The organism is Frankia sp. R43 (assembly GCF_001306465.1).
GTDB lineage: Bacteria > Actinomycetota > Actinomycetes > Frankiales > Frankiaceae > Parafrankia > Parafrankia irregularis.
Window position 1 is genome coordinate 362,646 of record NZ_LFCW01000010.1, and the last position, 16,658, is coordinate 379,303.

The window sequence follows — 16,658 nt, forward strand, 5'->3', positions numbered from 1 at the left end:
CACGGCGGTCGGGCGTTGGGTAGTCGGCTGTCGGGTGTAGGGCGTTGGGTGGTCGGAGACGGCCGGCTCAGGACGGAGGCGGTGGGACGAGTCGCTGACCCGGCAGGATCAGATCTGGGTCAGGCCCGATCACATCGGCGTTCGCGGACCACCAGCGCGGCCACTCGGCGGCGATCTGGTCGGACGTCGCGCCCGGGCCGAGGTGGCGGGCGACGATGGACCAGAGACTGTCCCCCCGCAGCACGACGATCTCCGCTGATCCGTCCGCGCTGGACATCGGGTTCTGTGCCGGTGTGCCGGGTGCCGTCGCCGGTGTGCCGGTGCCCAGCGGTGCGGCCGGCACGACAGGATCAACGGTTGCCGCGGGTGGTCGGGTTGTCGTGTCCGGCTGGCTGGGCTGGCTGCTGGGAGTGGACTGGCCTGTGGCGGGTCGGCTGGTGGCACTGGTGGGGCGGGTTGGGCTGGGTTGGCTTGTGGGGCTGGTGGTGTTGGTGGGGCTGGGCTGGCTGGTGGTGCCGGAGGCTCCGGGCTGGCTCGGCGGGGGGCCCGGCTTGCTGTTCGTGGGATGGCTGAGGCTGGGCCACCCCTGCTCCGAAGCAGGGGTTGTCGTCGTGGCCGCGGGCTGACTGCCGGGGGCATGGGCGGTCAGCCCGGTCGACTGCGCCGGGGTCGCGGCCGTTCCCGCTGCTCGCACCGGAGTCAGCGGCACGATCAGGAGGTCGTCCGGAAGGACGTCTCCGACGGAGGCGCGCAGTTCGTCGGCACTGCCCGTCGACGTGCTGCCCGTGGACGTGCTCTCGAGCCCCGAACCGTTCGGCCCGGTGTTGTTCGGCCCCGTGTTGTCATGCCCGAGAAAGGGCCAGCTGTTCTGACTGGTCTGCGGCGAAGCCGTGCCTGTGCCGCCTGGCGCCGCGGACACCGACTGGGTGACGGCGGTCGCGTGCGCTGAGCCGGTGGTGGTGGCTGCGGAGGCGGGGCTGGCGGCGACGAGTGGGCTGACGCTGGCGGTCACGAGGGTGACCCCGAGCCCGACCTCGACGATCCGGCGGACGGCCCTGGGCAGGACCCGACGGGCCAGGGCGGCGAAGACGCGGCCAGCGGCACCCGGCAGCGCGGCCAGTGCTCCGAGGACCACCCCCGCGCACAACCACAGCAGGCAGATCCAGGCGATGAGCCCCAGACAGTTGGCGAGGGCCAGCTCGGGTGTTCCGCGAAACCATGGCCAGACCTCGCCCGGCTTCGAGGGGAAGTCGGCCAACCGCGGACCGAGCAGGACCAGTACCGCGGCGATGCCGAGGGCGGCCGTCGCGCCGCCTACCCGAGCGGCGATGTCCCGTCTTGCCCCTGAGATCATGCTCTTCGTACCCGTCCGTCCGATGTGGATTCGGGTGCCTGACACGGACGATCTTCTTTGCGCTGGCCGTGAGTAGGCAGGGATGACGATCGCTGACCGTGCTGTAAAGCGCATTAGCTCGGGGTCAGGGAGCTGATGCGCGAACGGTGCAGTTTGGTTACGTTTGCTTGTGTAACCCGCGAGAGGGTGGATGTCAATCCGCTCTGGGGCGTTTGCTCGTCTTGGTGACGGTTGATCGGTGAGGGCGGAGGCGGACGCGCGGATGCGCTGGGAAGATCTTTTTTCGGATCTCGAACTGCAATGGGAGGCCGCGGAGGCGGCCGAGCTGGATGCGGAGATCGCGGACCGGACCCGCAGGGAGGCCGCCTATCTGCGCATGCTCGACCGGATGCGGCCGGCCATCGGCTCCGAGGTGCGCTGCCTGCTGCGCGGCGGGCCCGGCCCGGGTCCGTTCGCCGTCAACGGCAGGCTCTCCGCGCTGGGTGTCGACTGGCTTCTGCTGAACGAGACGGCTTCGACCGAGCTGCTGGTGCCGAGAGCCTCGCTGCTCGCGGTCCGTGGGCTGACCGCGGTCTCGGCTCAGCCGGGGCATGAGGGTCGCCTGGCCGCGCGCCTCGATCTGCGGCATGTCGTGCGGGGGCTCGTGCGAGACCGGTCGGTCTGCGCGGTCACGCTGCTGGGAGGCGCCGCGCTGACCGGCACGCTGCTGCGCGTCGGCGCGGACTTCCTGGAACTCGCGGAACATCCGCTCGGGGAGTTCGCCCGCAGGACGGAGATCCGCTCCGGCTGGACGATTCCCTTCGACGGGCTCGCCTTCATCCGCCGGAGCTGAGGGGCGCGCAGCGCCAGAACGGCCGTAGCAGGCCAGGGGCGGGCCTGTCAGCCGTCTGATCGGCCGCCTGGTCAGTCGTCGGGAACGGCCTCGTTGCGACTCATCGGATTCGCCGCGACGAAGGCCCGCGTCTGCTCGTAGGCGCGCTGGATGTAGGCCTCGAGCTCGGTGCGCTCAACCCGCCACTGGCCCCGCCCGCCGATCTTGATGGCCGGTAGCTCACCAGAGCGGACGAGTGCGTACGTCTGGCTGGCAGAGATGTTGAGGATCTCCGCCACATCGCTGAGCTGAAGGAAGCGGTCGTTCATCAACGCCTCCTCTCCGGTGACGGTCGGCGCGTCTTCCCTGTGTATCAGAGTTCCCGCATCGCATCGCGTTCGAATGCCTCGGCTTGTGGATAACTGCGCGCGATACCGCCTGATGGGCTGTCATCTGACAGTTGCCCCGCGGCCGCTTCGAGGCCGACGACACGTTGGCGCTCCCCGGCGCCCTGTCGTCCATTCTGCGCCGAGCTCCCTCCGGGTCAGTTCCATCAGGCCAGGTCAGGCACGGTGGCGGCGGTCTGCGCACCCAGCAGCCTTATGCCCGGCCCGGCCGCTGCGCATCGTGAGGGGGCCGTCAGGCGTCATATGTCAGGAAGGTCGGATGGGGCGGCGGCGGACGGCGATGGTGACGACTCCATGCGGTATGGCCGAATGGAGGAGTTTGTGGTCGTCGACTACGTACGCTCTGCGACCGTAGGGTTCGTCCAGGCGTCCGCTGCTTCCGGCGGGTTCACCCCGCCCTGCACCGGCTGTGGCCGGGGCGCGGCTCGACGCGGCTGGAGCAGCGAGGAATGAGGAGGGCCCGGTGACCGAGCTGACCGTCGCGCCGGCGCGACCGGAACCGACCCCGCCAGTTCCGCCGTCGCCCGCGGCGCGAAGACTGGGCCGGCGCCGTTGGCGGGATTCGCGGCTGCTTGTCGGTGTGCTGCTGGTGCTGGTGTCCGTCGTGGCTGGCACCCGCCTGTTCACGGCGGCGGATCAGAGCAGGCAGTGGGTCGTCGCCGCCGCGGACCTCCCGGTGGGCCATCTCGTCGTCGAAGGCGACCTTCGAACGGTCAGCGCGCAGCTGGACCACGCCACATCCGACCGTTACTACCCCGGAGATCGGCGCGGTGAGCTCGTCGGGGCCACGCTGGCGCGTCCGGTCAGCCGCGGGGAGCTGCTCAGTGGCGCCGATTTCGCCGGGGCCAGCACCACGGCGACCAGGCTCGTGCCGGTGATCGTCAAGGCTGGCCGGCTGCCGGCGCTCACCCCGGGCGATCATGTCGACGTCTTCGTCTACCAGCCGGATGCCGCGCCGCCCTCGACCGATGCCGGTACGGGTTCTGGTTCTGGTTCGGGTGCAGGTTCGGGCTCGGGCGCTGGCTCCGGCTCGTCGGGCAGCGGTGCGGAGCAGCGGGCCGCGGCCAGTGGCGCGGGCGCCGAGATCCAGGTGCTGCACGACGTCGAGTTCGTCTCCGAGGACCGGCTGAGCGGCGGCGACCACTCCCTTGAGCTGCGGGTGCCGGTGGAGGACGCGATCCGCGCGGTCGCCGCGTCCCAGAGCGAACGGGTCGACGTGGTGAAGCTCGAACGTGATGCGCGGGGCGAGGTCGGGGTGCCTGGCCCGTCCGCGGTGCCGGGGTACGGGCGGTGAGCCTGCCGATCCTGACCGCGGTCACCGACTCGGTCGTGGAGGCCGGGCTCGTCTCGGCCTTCGACCGTCATGACCTGGGTGTCACTGTCGTGCGTCGCTGCGTCGACCTTCCCGACCTGCTCGCCGCCGCGACGACCGGCGCGGCGCGGGCCGCGCTGCTCTCCGCCGACCTGAGGCGGTTGGACAGGGAGGCCCTGGCTCGCCTGGCAATGTCCGGCGTCGCCGTCGTCGGCCTGATAGCGCCCGGTGACGAGGACGCGGATCGTCGGCTGCGTCAGCTCGGCGTCGTCGCTGTGATCACTGCGGACGCCACCGCCGAGGTGGTCGCGACCGCGGTGGTCGAGGCCACCCGGGCATTGACGGACCTGGCCGGTCCACCGGCGCTCCCCGCGGCCTTCAGCGAGCCGCTCGCCGGCCTGCGACCGCTCGGGCCGGGTTCCTCCGCCGGTGGCGTCGGCAGCGTCGCCGGTCTCGGTGGCATCGACGGCGTCGGCGCGACCGGCGAGCTTGCGCAGGGCCGAGTGATCGCGGTCTGGGGTCCCGTCGGTTCTCCGGGCCGGACGACGATCGCGCTGGGGCTGGCGGCCGAGCTCGCCGGCCTCGGCCGCCCCACTCTTCTCATCGACGCGGATTCGTACGGCGGTTCCATCGGTCAGCATGTCGGCCTGCTGGAGGAGGCGCCCGGCCTCGCGGCCGCCGCGCGCTCGGCGAACCAGGGCCTGTTGGACGTCCCCCGGCTCGCCATGCTGTGCCGGGACCTCGGCGGGGGTATGCGGGTGCTGCCGGGGATCTCCCGGCCGTCGCGCTGGCCCGAGCTTCGGCCCACCTCGGTGGAGACGGTCATCGCGCTGTCCCGCCGGCTCGCCTCGTTCGTGGTCGTCGACTGTGGCTTCTGTCTGGAAACGGACGAGGAGCTGTCCTTCGACACCACGGCGCCACGGCGTAACGGCGCGACGCTTGCGGTCCTCGAGGCGGCGGACACCGTGCTCGCGGTCGCGTCCGCCGAGCCGGTCGGTCTGGTGCGGTTCGTCCGGGGGCTCGCGGAGCTGCGCGAGGTCGTCCCGCACGCCGACCCACTGATCGTGGTCAACAAGCTGCGCGGCTCGGTGGTCGGCGGGGATCCGCGCCGCGAGGTGTCGCGTGCGATGGTCCGGCACACCGGGCGCGAGCCGGTGGCACTGGTTCCCCATGATCTCGCCGGTCTGGACGCGGCGGCGGCCTCCGGCCAGCTCCTGCGGGACATCGCACCGGCCTCACCGGCTCGGCTCGCGGTTCGCGACCTTGCCGCGGCGCTGGCCGGCGCCACGGCCACCTCACGGCGGCGTCGCTCCACGCTGCGCCGGGCGCAACGCTGATCGCCGTTGATCCGCCTTCCATCCCTTCCATCCCCGTCTTCCCCTTCCATCCCTGTCCTCCCTGCCATCGCGGCTGGCGCCGAGTCCGGCGCCGAGGTCTGTCACGGGGGTCTGCCATCGCGGCCGACCCCAGTCGTTCCGGACTGCCCATACCTGATATGACGAATCAAACCGCGTGATTTCACGCTCAGTACGGACAAATTCCACGGCCGCCGATCGGATCGTTGTGACATTCGTCGGGCGGGCGCCGGCCGTCGGTGGCCCCAATGGTTACGGGGAGCGATTCAGGGGCATCGAATCGTCGAGCGGTTATCCGCGAGCAGTGGCGAAGTCCTGGCTATGAGCGACAAGGAGGTCGAACATCGCGTCCCGTGGTGAGCGGTACGCCGCGGCTCGTGTTAACCAGGTCCGGCTGGGTGGCGGACTCGCCGCTATCCGCATCATTCGCCTGTCGGATGGTGATCGGATGGTGAATCGTCGCTTTCGGGGACGTTAAGTTAGTGTGTGCGTGGAGCGTCATCGCGCAGGTCAGCGCGCTGACAGAACACGTCGATCGCTCGGTCGAGACGACAGGGGGTGTGTCGGATGAGCCGGGAGTACGCGAAGGCCGTGGGTTCTCGCCTACGGGCAATCCGGATCCAGCAGGGGTTGTCTCTGCAGGGCGTAGAACAGAAGTCGCGTGGTCGGTGGAAGACCGCCGCGGTCGGCTCCTATGAACGCGGCGATCGGATGATCAGCGTCCATCAGCTGTCGGAGCTCGCCGGCTTCTACGGCGTGCCGGTCTCCGCGCTGTTGCCAAACGAGGACCAGCTGCCACCGCGGGAACGCAGGCCGCGCACAGTGCTCAATCTCGAGAAGCTCGCCGCGGCGCCGCCGGACTCGTCTGCCCTGGTGCGTAGATGGGTCGCGCAGATTCAGCGGCAGCGTGACGACTACGCCGGTCACGTGCTGTCCATCCGCGACGGTGACGTCCGGGCGCTGGCACTGCTGCACGACACGACCCCCCAGGAGTTCGCCGAGAGGCTACGTTCCTGGGGAGTGCTCGAGACCAGCTTCCCCGAGGAACATGAGCCGCAAGAGCCGCCGGAGTAGGAGCAGGGCCGGCATTTCTGTCGGGTCGGGCCGGTTGTAGCCAGCAGGCGCGGGCGGCCCGCGAGGGAGCGGCGACATCGGTGTCACATGCACACCCGGACCTGTGTGGTGGCCGAACGCACCGCGCCGGGAGGTGACGCAATGCCGAGGAAGCGGGCTTCGCACAGGGGACTCGTTCTCGGTGCGGGCGGTGTGCTCGGATCCGCCTGGATGATCGGCGCGCTGCGCGCGATCGAGACGGAACAGGGCATCGACGTCCGAGACCATGATGTCGTTGTCGGAACGTCGGCGGGATCGGTCATCGCCGCGCTGCTCGGTCTCGGAGTTGGCGCGGACGTGATGGTGAACTCGGAGCGGGGGATCTTCGAGCCGGGCTATCCGGTGCTGGACTACCGGGACCTCGGCGCCTCCCTGCCGCCCCGGCCGCGGATGCGGATGGGGTCGCCGCGGCTGCTGACCGCGACTGCGCTTCATCCCCGCCAGGCGTCGCCGATGGTGGCGCTGGCGGCCCTGCTCCCGCAGGGGCGCGGGCAGATCGCGGCGATCGGCGACCTGGTCTCCGCGGCGGTGGCGCGCCTCGACGAGCCGCTCGATCCGCTCTCGGCGAAGCGTTCGGCATCCGTCCCGCCCGGTGCCCGGCGCGGACGGACGCCGACGGCACTCAGGCCGAACGGCTGGCCGCGCAGCCCAGGGCTGCGCGTCGTGGCGATGGACTTCGACACCGGCGGCCGGGTGCTGTTCGGCTCCGAGAGCGCTCCCCCGGCCCCGCTTCCGGAGGCGGTGATGGCGTCCTGCGCGATTCCCGGCTGGTACGCGCCGATCAGAATCGCCGGCCGCCGGTTCGTCGACGGTGGGACCCGCTCGCCTGCTTCCCTCGACCTCCTCGCGGACTCCGACCTGGACGAGGTGACGGTGCTCGCGCCCGCCTGCTCGTTCGAATGTGACCGCCCGCGCGGTGCCGTCGCGCTCGTCGAGCGGCAGATGCGCCGGGCCGCGACCCGCCGGCTGGCCCGCGAGATCGAACTCGTCCAGGCCGCGGGCATCCGGGTGACGGTGCTCTGCCCGGGGCCGGAGGATCTTGAGGTCATCGGCGGCAACATGATGGACCTGACCCGGCGCGCGGAGGTGTTCGAGACGTCGCTGCGTACGTCGACGCAGGCCCTGCGTGCGCTGCAGCAGGTGCCGGTACGTCCGGCGCGGGCCGCCGCCGCGGCCGGTGCCGCCGCCGCGGCCGGTGCCGCCGCGAGCGCGGGTGCCACCGGCCCGCGCCGTACGGGCGCTACCAGTCCGCGCGGCACGGGCGCTGCCAGCTCACGCGGTACGGGTGCGACCGGTCCGCGTGGTGCGGGTGCGACCGGACCACACGCAGCGGGTGGTACCGGCCGTGGTGCCGGTGCCACCGGCCCACGGAGGTCGGAGAAGTCACTGGACCAGCCGGGCCGGGGTGCCCGGGCCACGACCGGCGGTGCGGCTGGCGGCGGTGTGGAGGACCAGAACGCGGACCTCGGTCTGGTCGGCTGACGCGGGGTTGCCACACTGACCCCATGCGCGTCTACCTTCCCTCCACGCTCACGGCCGCCCGAGCGGTGCTGCGGGATCGGACGGTGCCGGCCGGCACCGCGTTCGCGGTCACTCCGGCGCTGCGGGAGTGGTACAGCCAGTCCGACACCGAGGAGATGGAGTTCGCGGCGCTGCAGAACGCGGCGCGGGCATGCCTGCGCCTGCTGGACGCCGACCCTGACGCCCCGCCGCGGCGGTTCGTGTTCGCCGCCGATGTGGAGGAAAAGGGCGTCCGGGTCCGCGACGACCTGGAGCGGGGCGCGGTGGAGGTGCTCGGGCCCGTCCCGCTGGCCTCCGTCCGCGCCGTCCACACGGACGATCCGGCGGACAGCGAGGCGCAGGCCGCCGTGCGGGCGGCTGTCGATGCGGTGCTCGAGGCTGATCTCGGCAGCGACGACGCCGCCTTCGTCGTCGACGGCGCCGAGGGCTTCGAGCTCCTGTGGTTCGCCACCCAGGAGCTCGCCGACCTCCTCTGAGCGGTGGCAGTCACGCCGGTGCGCGGTGGCAGGCACGCCAGCCCTGGCGGCGGGTAGCGCCGCCTCGCTCGCATGGGCCGGTGCCGCCCGGTCGCACTTCCGGTGAGCTGTGGCGGTGTGATCCGTCGTGTTTCCCCTGTCCTGTCAGCGCCGACACGCTGGCAGCTGATCCGACAGTGGTCGTTGTCGTCAATTGCTGATTGATTGTCTTTTTGCCTGACCATGTCCGGCGGGTGTAGCTCCTCGGCGTCGCCAAGTGATCTTCCGTGCCGCGTGATGTAACGGTCGTGTCGTCTCGACGTTGCTTTTGACGCCCCGCGGCGGGCATCGGTCGATGCTCCGAATAGTGTTGTTGCGGAACTGGTTGCTCCCTCATGGCTCACCTTGTGTGGGTGTGCCGACGGGTCCGGCTGCGGCTGGCTCGTGGCGTGCTCCACGGCTTCGCGGGGGTTGTCGTCGGTTCTCCATCGTGTTCCTTGGCCTCGGTATATCTGTGGCGTGACGTAGGAGGCTGGTGAACCGTGCTCTATCTCGCCGGGCAGATTCTGGTCTTCGTCCTCGTGGCGATGCTGATCGGCGCGGGTCTGGCCTGGCTCTTCCTCGTCGCGCCGCTGCGGCGGCAGGCGCGCCTCGCGGTGGTGTCGGCCACCGGCGGTCCGGAGGCGGGCTCGGTCTCCGCCCAGGGCACGACGGCGGCGAAGCATCCGCTGGCCGTGGGCGAGCGCGTGGCCGCGGCAGAGGGCGCCGCCGACTCCCAGGATCACGAGCAGTCGGCGCGGCCGAGCAGTCCGAACGCTGCCCGGCCGGCTACGTCTGGCGTGTCTGTGACGTCTGGCGTGGTCCCGGAACGCGACACGGGCGTGCCCCACGAGACCGAGGCGGCGGCCCGGGCAGCGGAGCCCAGGGGCGCCGCCGGAGACATCGAGGCGCTTCTCGGCCGCCTGCGGGAGCAGGAGGAGAGGTGGTCAGCGGAGAAGGCGGAGCTGGTCACCCGGTTGGGCGCGGCCGAGCGTCAGGCCGTCGAATCCGAGCGGCGGGTTGCGGTCGCCGAGCAGCAGGTCGCCGATGCGCGGGCCCGCATCGGCGAGATCGAGTCAGCCCTGCGGGCGGCACCCGTCGACGTCGACGCCGCGAGTGCGCAGACGGTCGTTCAGCCGGTGTCACCGGCAGTTCTGACGGTTCCTGGCATTCCTGCGCCTTCGGCTGATCCGGTCGAAGCCGGGTCCGGGTTCGAATCCGTTGCGGATCTGGCCCGCGAGACGGCCGAGCTGCGTGAGCAGCTCCAGGAGGCCGAGGCGCGTGCGGCCAAGTTCTCCTCGCGGCTTGCCATGGTCCGCACCGAGGCGGAGGACGCTCAGCGGAAGGTGGCCACGATGAGCACACGCCTGGACCGCCACCAGGCGGAATGGGCGGCTGAACGAATCAAGCTGCTTGCTCGCATCGCGGAGGCGGAGGAGGTGCGGGTATCGATGGCGCTGCCGCCGGCCGACGAGTTCGCCGGATATCAGGAAGAGCTTCCCCTCGCCGTCGATCCGCAGCCCAGCTCCGGGTCGGCGGGTCCCGCCCAGCCGGTGCTGGCGGCTGGTCCGATCGAGGGCGACGAAGGCCACGAGCAGCAGAACTCATCCTCGGGCGGGTGGCCCCAGGGCGAGCAGTCCCACGACCTGCCGTTCGATGACGTGTTGTCCACAGAGGGAGCGCCGTCGGCCGACGTGCCGGCGGACGACGTGCCGTCGACCGCCGGGGCCTTCGACGCCGGCCCGCTGCTGTGCGCCATCGCAGGCTCCCGTGAGGAGGATCTGGAACTGATCGGTGCGGCGCTTGTCGGGGCAGCCACGTCCGCTTCGATGAACGAGCACCATGATCGAGCGAGCATGGATGCCGACAGATCAGGTTCTGCTGACGGGATGCCGGTGTCCGTGGCCGTCGTGCCGTCCTGGGGCGGGCCCGCCGAACCCGTCCCGTCATCCGACAATCTGAAGGAGATCGTCGGAGTCGGGCCGGTGGTCGAGTCCCGGCTGCGGGTGCTGGGGATCACCACCTTCCGCCAGCTCGCAGAAATGGGCGACACCGAAGTCGACCGGCTTGCGAAGATGCTGGATGGTTTCGGTGGCCGGATCATCTCCGACGACTGGGTCGGCCAGGCCCGTGATCTTCAGGCTCGGCACCACAGCGGTCTCGCCTGACGGTGCCGCCGTCGCGAGCCGCAGACCTGTCGAAGGTCGGAGCCGTCAAAGACCGGAGATGAGGCCCTCGATCTCCGCCTCGACGATGCGTCGATCGGTCACGTCGGCGTAGATCCACACGTGGCCGTGGTATCCGTTGGGTCCCGCGAGCGGAATGTGACTGCGTTCGAAGACCCTTCCGTCCGCGAACATCACAGTCTCGCGCCGCATGGTCCGTCGGCGCCGCAGCAGGGTGTCCAGCCGGCTCGCGAAGCCCGCCGGGTCCTCGACCAGGCCGGGCAGCGGGCGGAGCTGCGCGCGACAGTCCGTGCCCACCAGATCGACCGGAGACTCCGCGAGATCGAACAGATCGCAGTAGGTCTGGTTCACAGCGACGACCCGGGCGTCCGCATCGGCGACCAGCACCGCTGACGGCAGCTCAGCCATCAGCGCGGTCAGCCAACGTTCGCGTTCATGGCACGCATCCGAGAGACGACGTATCTCGGCGAACGCGCAGTCGCAGCTGTCGTGCCCGGAGCCGCTCGCCGGTCCCGGAGCCGTCGGGCCACCGAAGGACAGTGACGACCCACGGCGCGGCCCGAAGGAGCCGGTCGGCCCTGAGGCCAGCGGGTGCGAACCGCCCGCCGGCCCGGAGCGGCTGGTGCGGTGATGGGCACTTCCCAGATCGCCGTGTGGGGTGACCGCCGCCCGCCATTCCGCGCCCGGGGGGAGCGCGCCGCCGCGCAGCGGCCTCGCACCGGGCCCAGGCGCCGGTGGACGAAGACCGCCCGTACCGGCAGAAAAGTTCCCGTTGCCGTCGCCGGCCGATTCCGGTCCCGGTGCGGCCCGTCCCGTGGCACGCGCCCGGGTCGGGCCGGTAAGCGGCTCAGTCCCGGGCTGATCACCGAGGGAAGCCTGCTCGACGTGAGTCTCACCGAACGGGATCTCACCGAACGTGGCCTTGCCGAACGGGATCTCGCCGAACGGGATGTCGTTGAACGGAATCTCCCCAGGTCCGGCGTCGTCGAACGGCGTCTCGGTGAAGGACCGCTCGGGGAGTGGCCGCTCGCTGAACGGCCGGCCTGGGTGCTCCGCGGGCTCGACGGCCGGCGGATCGACCTCACCCGCGGAGGGCCGCCGAGGAGGCGGAACCGTCCAGCCCGGACCCGCCGGCTCCTCATCGTCGCCGGGGAGGAGCCAAAGGTCGTCGGTGGCCAGATCGAACCGGTCGAGTTCCTCTCGGAGCAGCTCGACGGTGTCCAACGGCAGGTCATCTGGTCCGCCGTCGTCGGCAGCGCGGTCATCGTTCGTGGGTTCGGACCCGGCGACCGCTCGATCATTGGCCGTGGTCTCGCCGGGCCACTCGATCTGCGTGCTGCCACGGTCGCCCGCAGGCTGGTCGACTGCGGGCTCGGCAGCGTCTGGACCCAGCAGCTCGGCGGCCCACCGCGAAGGGTCGAGGCTGCCCAGTTCCAGATCGCCCAGTTCCAGATCGCCGAGCTCGAGGTCGCCCAGGTCGAGGTCGAACCCGAGCCTCTGGCCGGGCCTTGCCCCTGGGTTCGGGTCCGGTAGCTCGGCATCCGCCTCGCCACGGTCCGGTACCGCGGTCAGCGTGCCGGCAAAACGGCGATGTCCGTTCTCGCCCACGACCGCGGCCGCGCGCAGGATCGCCGGCCGTGCCGTCCCGTCCGGCTGAAGCAGCCGGACCGGGATCGAGAGCTCGTCACCCTCGGTTACCAAGAGGTGCCACTGTCTGGTCACGGTGCGTACATCCTCGGGATGTACGGCGCGTTCCCAGCCGCGCCCGACCGCCTTGTCGCGAGGGACTCCGGTCAGTACGGACCAGTGTCGGTTCACGAAAACATGCCGACCTGAGACGTCGGCGGTGAACACACCGACCGGACAGTTGTCGACAATTCGTCGGAATACATCCCATGCGGTTGCGAACACATCGGACGGCTCGGCACCGTGGTGGGTGTTCATCACTGTCCCCGGGTGAGTGTCGGTCGGCGTGCTCTGAACGCCGCCGCATTCCGCGACGACGCTGGGGCAGCCGTGCCCGATGGGCGTTCGGCGGTACGGGTCAATGGCTGACCGGGCACGTGAATGACCCCCGAGGCAGGCTTCGGCGGCGGTCGGCGACGTGCGGGGCGGTGTGGGGGAAGTACCGCCGGGCGGCGCGGACCGTGCGTTGTCGGTTTTGAGTGCGGTGGCGCGGCGTTCCAGTTCGGTGGAGTGGCGAGTTCCGGTACTCCGGTGTGTGGGTGTGTGCTGGCTTTCTGGCCGCCGGCAGATTACCGCTCCAGCACCTTGATCCCGGCGTATACGGTCGGCGTTTCGATGCCGATCTGTCGACCCGTTGCCGGGGTGGATGGCAAACCCGTCCGACCGCGCGGGTGCGTCACCACAACTCGGGCAAAAGTGCTCACGGAGATCGTTGCCGGGCCGGGATGATGGTTACGGAAAGTAATCGCTGAGGTGGGATCTGGTCGGATCGCGCGCGGTGGGTGGCCGCTGGTGGTCCGACCCGGCGCCAAGGGGTGCCAGAGGTTGTGCGAACGTTGTTGCTTGAGTACCTGCTTGGAAGGGTTGATAGGGAGTGACCGACTTTCTACGCTTCGTGGCAGGTCTTTCGAAGTGTGTGCGGCAGGTTGCGTCGATGGCGGTGAGGAGCGGCGATTCTCCGTGGCGGCGGTACGCGGGAACTGGATGGATGCGACCTCTCACGTGGAAGGAGAGGTCCGTGAACTGATACGTCGTCGATCACTCGACCCGGTCCGGGAACCCGCGCACATTCGCCAGCTCGTCGACGACGTGGTCGCCGACTACGAAGAGCGTGCTCTCACCAGTGACCTTCCTCCGGTGGTGGACCGGGATGCCACCGCCCGTTCGGTCTATGACGCCGTCGCCGGTTTCGGCCCGCTGCAGCGGTACCTCGACGACTCGACGGTGGAGGAGATCTGGATCAACGAGCCCGGCCGGGTGTTTGTCGCCCGGCACGGCCGCAGCGAGCTGACCACCGTGATTCTCACCCATGACCAGGTCCAGGACCTGGTGGAACGCATGTTGAAGTCATCCGGGCGCCGGGTTGACCTGTCCACCCCGTTTGTCGACGCGATGCTTCCCGACGGATCCCGCCTGCATGTGGTCATTCCGGACGTCACCCGGGTGCACTGGTCCGTCAACATCCGCAAGTTCGTCCTGTCCGCGTCCAGCCTGGACGAGCTTGTCGCGCTCGGGACGATCACGCCGCACGCGGCGCTGTTTCTGGAAGCGGCGGTGATCTCCGGGCTGAACGTCATCGTCGCCGGCGGCACCCAGGCCGGGAAGACGACGCTGCTCAACTGCCTGGGCTCCGCGATCCCCGCCCGCGAGCGGGTGATCAGCGTCGAGGAGGTCTTCGAGCTGCGACTGCGCGCGCCCGACTGGGTCGCCATGCAGACCCGGCAGGCGAACCTGGAGGGCACCGGTGAGATCCGACTGCGGCGGCTCATCAAGGAGGCGCTGCGGATGCGCCCCGACCGGATCCTCGTCGGCGAGGTGCGCCAGGAAGAGGCCCTCGACCTGCTCATCGCGCTCAACTCCGGGCTGCCCGGCATGTGCAGCCTGCACGCCAACTCGGCGCGCGAGGCCGTGACCAAGCTGTGTACCCTCCCGCTGCTGGCCGGGGAGAACGTCACGCACGCCTTCGTCGTGCCCACCGTCGCCTCCAGCGTCGACATCGTCGTCCACCTGGCCAAGGAGGCGGACGGACGTCGCCGGGTCAGCGAGATCGTCGCGCTGCCGGGCCGGGCCGAGGGCGACATCGTCGAGGTCGCCCAGATCTTCCAGACCCACGGCTCGATGCTGCTGCGGGCCGACGGCTACCCGCCCCACCCCGAGCGGTTCCTGCGTGCCGGCTACGACCTGGCCGCGCTGCTCGCCGCACCCGGCCACGAGCGCGGCTACCCGCACCCGCATCCACACCAGAACCAGCAGCACCCGTACCAGCAGAATCCCTACCCGCACCACCCGCAGATCGCGGTCGAGCGCTGATGGGCATGTTCATCGGCCTGCTCTTCGGCCTCGGCCTGTTCCTGATCGTGATGAGCGGGCGCCCCCGCGCGAGGGCGCAACGAGCCGAGCCCACCTGGGCCCGCAACCTGCGCGAGACGCTCGTCCAGGCGGGCATCCGCGGCGTGAGCCCCCAGCAGTTCGTCCTGATCAGCGCCGCGCTGGGGCTGGTCGTCGGCCTGGTCGTACTGGCCTTCTCCGGGACGTTCTCCCTCGCCGGCGCGTTCGGCGTGTTCGCCTCGCTGCTGCCCCGCCAGCTCGTGCTGCGCCGCCGCCGGGGCCGCATGCACGACCTGCGCGAGGTGTGGCCGGACGTCGTCGACAACCTCGCCAGCGCCGTGCGGGCCGGGCTGTCGCTGCCCGAGGCGCTCGCGGCGGTGGGCGTGCGCGGCCCGGTGGCGCTGCGCCCCGCCTTCACCCGCTTCGGCGAGGACTACCGGGCGACCGGTTCCTTCTCGACCTGCCTCGACCGGCTCGCCGACGAGCTGGCCGACCCCGTCGCGGACCGCATCATCGAGTCGCTGCGGATGGCCCGTGAGGTCGGCGGCACCGACCTGGGCCGCCTGCTGCGCACCCTGTCGACCTTCCTGCGCGAGGACGCCCGCACCCGCGCCGAGCTGGAGACCCGCCAGACCTGGACGGTCAACGCCGCCCGGCTCGCGATGGCGGCCCCCTGGATCGTCCTGCTGCTGCTCGCCAGCCGCGGCGAGAACGTGCGGGCCTATGACAGCCCGACCGGGGTGGCCGTGCTCGCCGGTGGCGCCGGCGTGTCCGTCCTGGCCTACCTGATCATGAAGCGGATCGGGCGGCTGCCCGAGGAGGAGCGGGTGCTGCGGCCATGAGCACTGCGGCGACAGGCGCGTTGGTGGGGCTCCTCTTCGGCGTCGGCCTGGTCATCGTGATCTTCCGATCGCCGCCAGCCCGCAAGGTGCGCCTCGCCGACCGGATGGATCCCTACCTGCGGGACACACCGTCCCCGTCCAGGCTGCTCTCGGACGCACCCGAGCCAGGTGCGGCCGCCGGCCGCCGGGCCACCGACTCCACCTCGACCTCCTCCGCCACCGCCTCGGGGCCGGGGTCGGGGCCGGGGTCGGGGTCGGCGTCAGCCGGGTCAGGCACGCGGTTCGCCGCGGGTTCCCGGCGCGGGGCGCACGGCCGGCGCGCGGCCGGTGCCGAGACACGGATCCTGGTCGGGCTGGGCACGGTGGAGGCGCTGCTACGCCCGTTCATCGCGGACGCCGCCGGGCGCCTTGACCGCTTCCTCGGCGGCCGGACCGCGCTCACCCGCCGGCTCGTCCAGGCCGGTGGCCGGACCACCATCGAGGAGTTCCGGGTCCAGCAGGTGATCACCGCGGTGGTCGGTGCGCTGCTCGGGGCGTCCGTGCTGGCGCTGCGCGCCCTGCTCGGCATCGGCCCGCCGGCGCTCGTCGGCGTCGCGCTCGTCGTCGCCGGAACGGCCGGCGGCATCCTGGCCCGGGACTGGTGGCTCACCCGCGCGATCCGCGAGCGCGAGGACCGGATGCTCATGGAGTTCCCCACCGTCGCCGAGCTGCTGGCGCTCGCCGTCACGGCGGGGGAGTCCGCGATCGGCGCGCTGGAACGGGTCAGCCGCCTCACCCGCGGCGAGCTCGGCACCGAGCTGCGGCTCGCGCTGGCCGACGCCCGCGCCGGCGCCACCCTCGTCCAGGCCCTCGAAGGCATCGCCGCCCGCACCTCGCTGCCGCCGCTCACCAGGTTCGTCGACGGCATGGCGGTGGCGATCGAGCGCGGCACACCGCTGGCGGACGTCCTGCGGGCACAGGCCGTGGACGTCCGTGAGGCCGGCAAGCGTCAGCTGCTGGAAGCCGGCGGGCGCAAGGAGATCGCGATGATGATTCCGGTCGTCTTCCTGATTCTCCCGACGACGGTGATCTTCGCGTTCTACCCGGCGCTCGTCAGCTTCACGGTGATCGCGCAGTGACGCTTCCGGTGCCATCCGGCACCGGGCGGTGCCGAACCGATGGCACCGATTGATCGGATCCTGGGAGGGGACATGAGAAGGATCAGAGGCAACACCAGCGACGAAGCCGACCGCACAGTCGGCAACGTGGA

13 protein-coding genes are annotated in these 16,658 nt (G+C 71.0%); 10 read left to right on the top strand and 3 right to left on the bottom strand.

The window, feature by feature from the left end:
• Nucleotides 1-67: 67 nt before the first annotated feature.
• On the bottom strand, nt 68-1,399 hold the full coding sequence (locus ACG83_RS45610; RefSeq protein WP_161934829.1) for a hypothetical protein: 1,332 nt from the start codon (nt 1,397-1,399) through the stop codon (nt 68-70).
• A 217-nt stretch (nt 1,400-1,616) separates the two neighbouring features.
• Between ACG83_RS45610 and ACG83_RS35485 the strand changes: the two genes are divergently transcribed.
• Nucleotides 1,617-2,186 (top strand): hypothetical protein, encoded by a 570-nt coding sequence (locus tag ACG83_RS35485; RefSeq protein WP_054570605.1) that lies wholly within the window; start codon nt 1,617-1,619, stop codon nt 2,184-2,186.
• Between the two features lie 71 nt (nt 2,187-2,257).
• Here ACG83_RS35485 and ACG83_RS35490 read toward each other — a convergent pair whose 3' ends face one another.
• Entirely contained in the window at nt 2,258-2,494 is a 237-nt protein-coding gene (locus ACG83_RS35490; RefSeq protein WP_006541514.1) for a helix-turn-helix domain-containing protein, read from the bottom strand.
• 541 nt (nt 2,495-3,035) lie between these two features.
• Between ACG83_RS35490 and ACG83_RS35495 the strand changes: the two genes are divergently transcribed.
• From ACG83_RS35495 to ACG83_RS35520, 6 genes are all read left to right on the top strand, one after another.
• Nucleotides 3,036-3,866 carry an SAF domain-containing protein gene (locus ACG83_RS35495; protein WP_054570606.1) on the top strand — a complete coding sequence of 277 codons (831 nt, stop codon included), beginning with the start codon at nt 3,036-3,038 and terminating at the stop codon, nt 3,864-3,866.
• Nucleotides 3,863-5,221: a chromosome partitioning protein gene (locus tag ACG83_RS35500; protein WP_054570607.1), complete on the top strand. Its 1,359-nt coding sequence runs from the start codon at nt 3,863-3,865 to the stop codon at nt 5,219-5,221. The genes ACG83_RS35495 and ACG83_RS35500 overlap by 4 nt, the downstream gene beginning before the upstream one ends.
• Before the next feature lie 585 nt (nt 5,222-5,806).
• Nucleotides 5,807-6,313 (top strand): transcriptional regulator, encoded by a 507-nt coding sequence (locus ACG83_RS35505; RefSeq protein WP_054570608.1) that lies wholly within the window; start codon nt 5,807-5,809, stop codon nt 6,311-6,313.
• Nucleotides 6,314-6,454: 141 nt separating this feature from the next.
• Entirely contained in the window at nt 6,455-7,834 is a 1,380-nt protein-coding gene (locus tag ACG83_RS35510; protein WP_054570609.1) for a patatin-like phospholipase family protein, read from the top strand.
• A gap of 23 nt (nt 7,835-7,857) precedes the next feature.
• Complete coding sequence (locus ACG83_RS35515; protein ID WP_054570610.1) at nt 7,858-8,349, top strand: hypothetical protein; 492 nt, start codon at nt 7,858-7,860, stop codon at nt 8,347-8,349.
• Nucleotides 8,350-8,870: 521 nt separating this feature from the next.
• Nucleotides 8,871-10,535, top strand: a complete 1,665-nt coding sequence (locus ACG83_RS35520; RefSeq protein WP_054570611.1) for a hypothetical protein — start codon at nt 8,871-8,873, stop codon at nt 10,533-10,535.
• Nucleotides 10,536-10,580: 45 nt separating this feature from the next.
• On the opposite strand, the gene ACG83_RS35525 is transcribed toward ACG83_RS35520, so the two are convergent.
• Nucleotides 10,581-12,497: a PAS domain-containing protein gene (locus tag ACG83_RS35525; protein ID WP_054570612.1), complete on the bottom strand. Its 1,917-nt coding sequence runs from the start codon at nt 12,495-12,497 to the stop codon at nt 10,581-10,583.
• Between the two features lie 726 nt (nt 12,498-13,223).
• On the opposite strand from ACG83_RS35525, the gene ACG83_RS35530 reads away from it, so the two are divergent.
• From ACG83_RS35530 to ACG83_RS35540, 3 genes are read left to right on the top strand one after another with little or no spacing between them, the layout of a single operon-like run.
• Nucleotides 13,224-14,549, top strand: coding sequence for a CpaF family protein (locus ACG83_RS35530; protein ID WP_235498384.1), 1,326 nt, complete (start codon nt 13,224-13,226; stop codon nt 14,547-14,549).
• Nucleotides 14,549-15,409, top strand: a complete 861-nt coding sequence (locus ACG83_RS35535; RefSeq protein ID WP_054570614.1) for a type II secretion system F family protein — start codon at nt 14,549-14,551, stop codon at nt 15,407-15,409. The genes ACG83_RS35530 and ACG83_RS35535 overlap by 1 nt, the downstream gene beginning before the upstream one ends.
• Nucleotides 15,406-16,527 (top strand): type II secretion system F family protein, encoded by a 1,122-nt coding sequence (locus tag ACG83_RS35540; protein ID WP_054570615.1) that lies wholly within the window; start codon nt 15,406-15,408, stop codon nt 16,525-16,527. Before ACG83_RS35535 ends, ACG83_RS35540 begins: the two co-directional genes overlap by 4 nt.
• Nucleotides 16,528-16,658 lie beyond the last annotated feature (131 nt).

Excerpts from the sequence above, each read along its gene's own strand:
- ACG83_RS35485 (WP_054570605.1), top strand. The coding sequence starts at position 1,617 with ATGCGCTGGGAAGATCTTTTTTCGGATCTCGAACTGCAATGGGAGGCC.
- ACG83_RS35490 (WP_006541514.1), bottom strand. The coding sequence starts at position 2,494 with ATGAACGACCGCTTCCTTCAGCTCAGCGATGTGGCGGAGATCCTCAAC.
- ACG83_RS35505 (WP_054570608.1), top strand. The coding sequence starts at position 5,807 with ATGAGCCGGGAGTACGCGAAGGCCGTGGGTTCTCGCCTACGGGCAATC.
- ACG83_RS35510 (WP_054570609.1), top strand. The coding sequence starts at position 6,455 with ATGCCGAGGAAGCGGGCTTCGCACAGGGGACTCGTTCTCGGTGCGGGC.
- ACG83_RS35515 (WP_054570610.1), top strand. The coding sequence starts at position 7,858 with ATGCGCGTCTACCTTCCCTCCACGCTCACGGCCGCCCGAGCGGTGCTG.
- ACG83_RS35525 (WP_054570612.1), bottom strand. The coding sequence starts at position 12,497 with ATGAACACCCACCACGGTGCCGAGCCGTCCGATGTGTTCGCAACCGCA.
- ACG83_RS35530 (WP_235498384.1), top strand. The coding sequence starts at position 13,224 with ATGGATGCGACCTCTCACGTGGAAGGAGAGGTCCGTGAACTGATACGT.
- ACG83_RS35535 (WP_054570614.1), top strand. The coding sequence starts at position 14,549 with ATGGGCATGTTCATCGGCCTGCTCTTCGGCCTCGGCCTGTTCCTGATC.
- ACG83_RS35540 (WP_054570615.1), top strand. The coding sequence starts at position 15,406 with ATGAGCACTGCGGCGACAGGCGCGTTGGTGGGGCTCCTCTTCGGCGTC.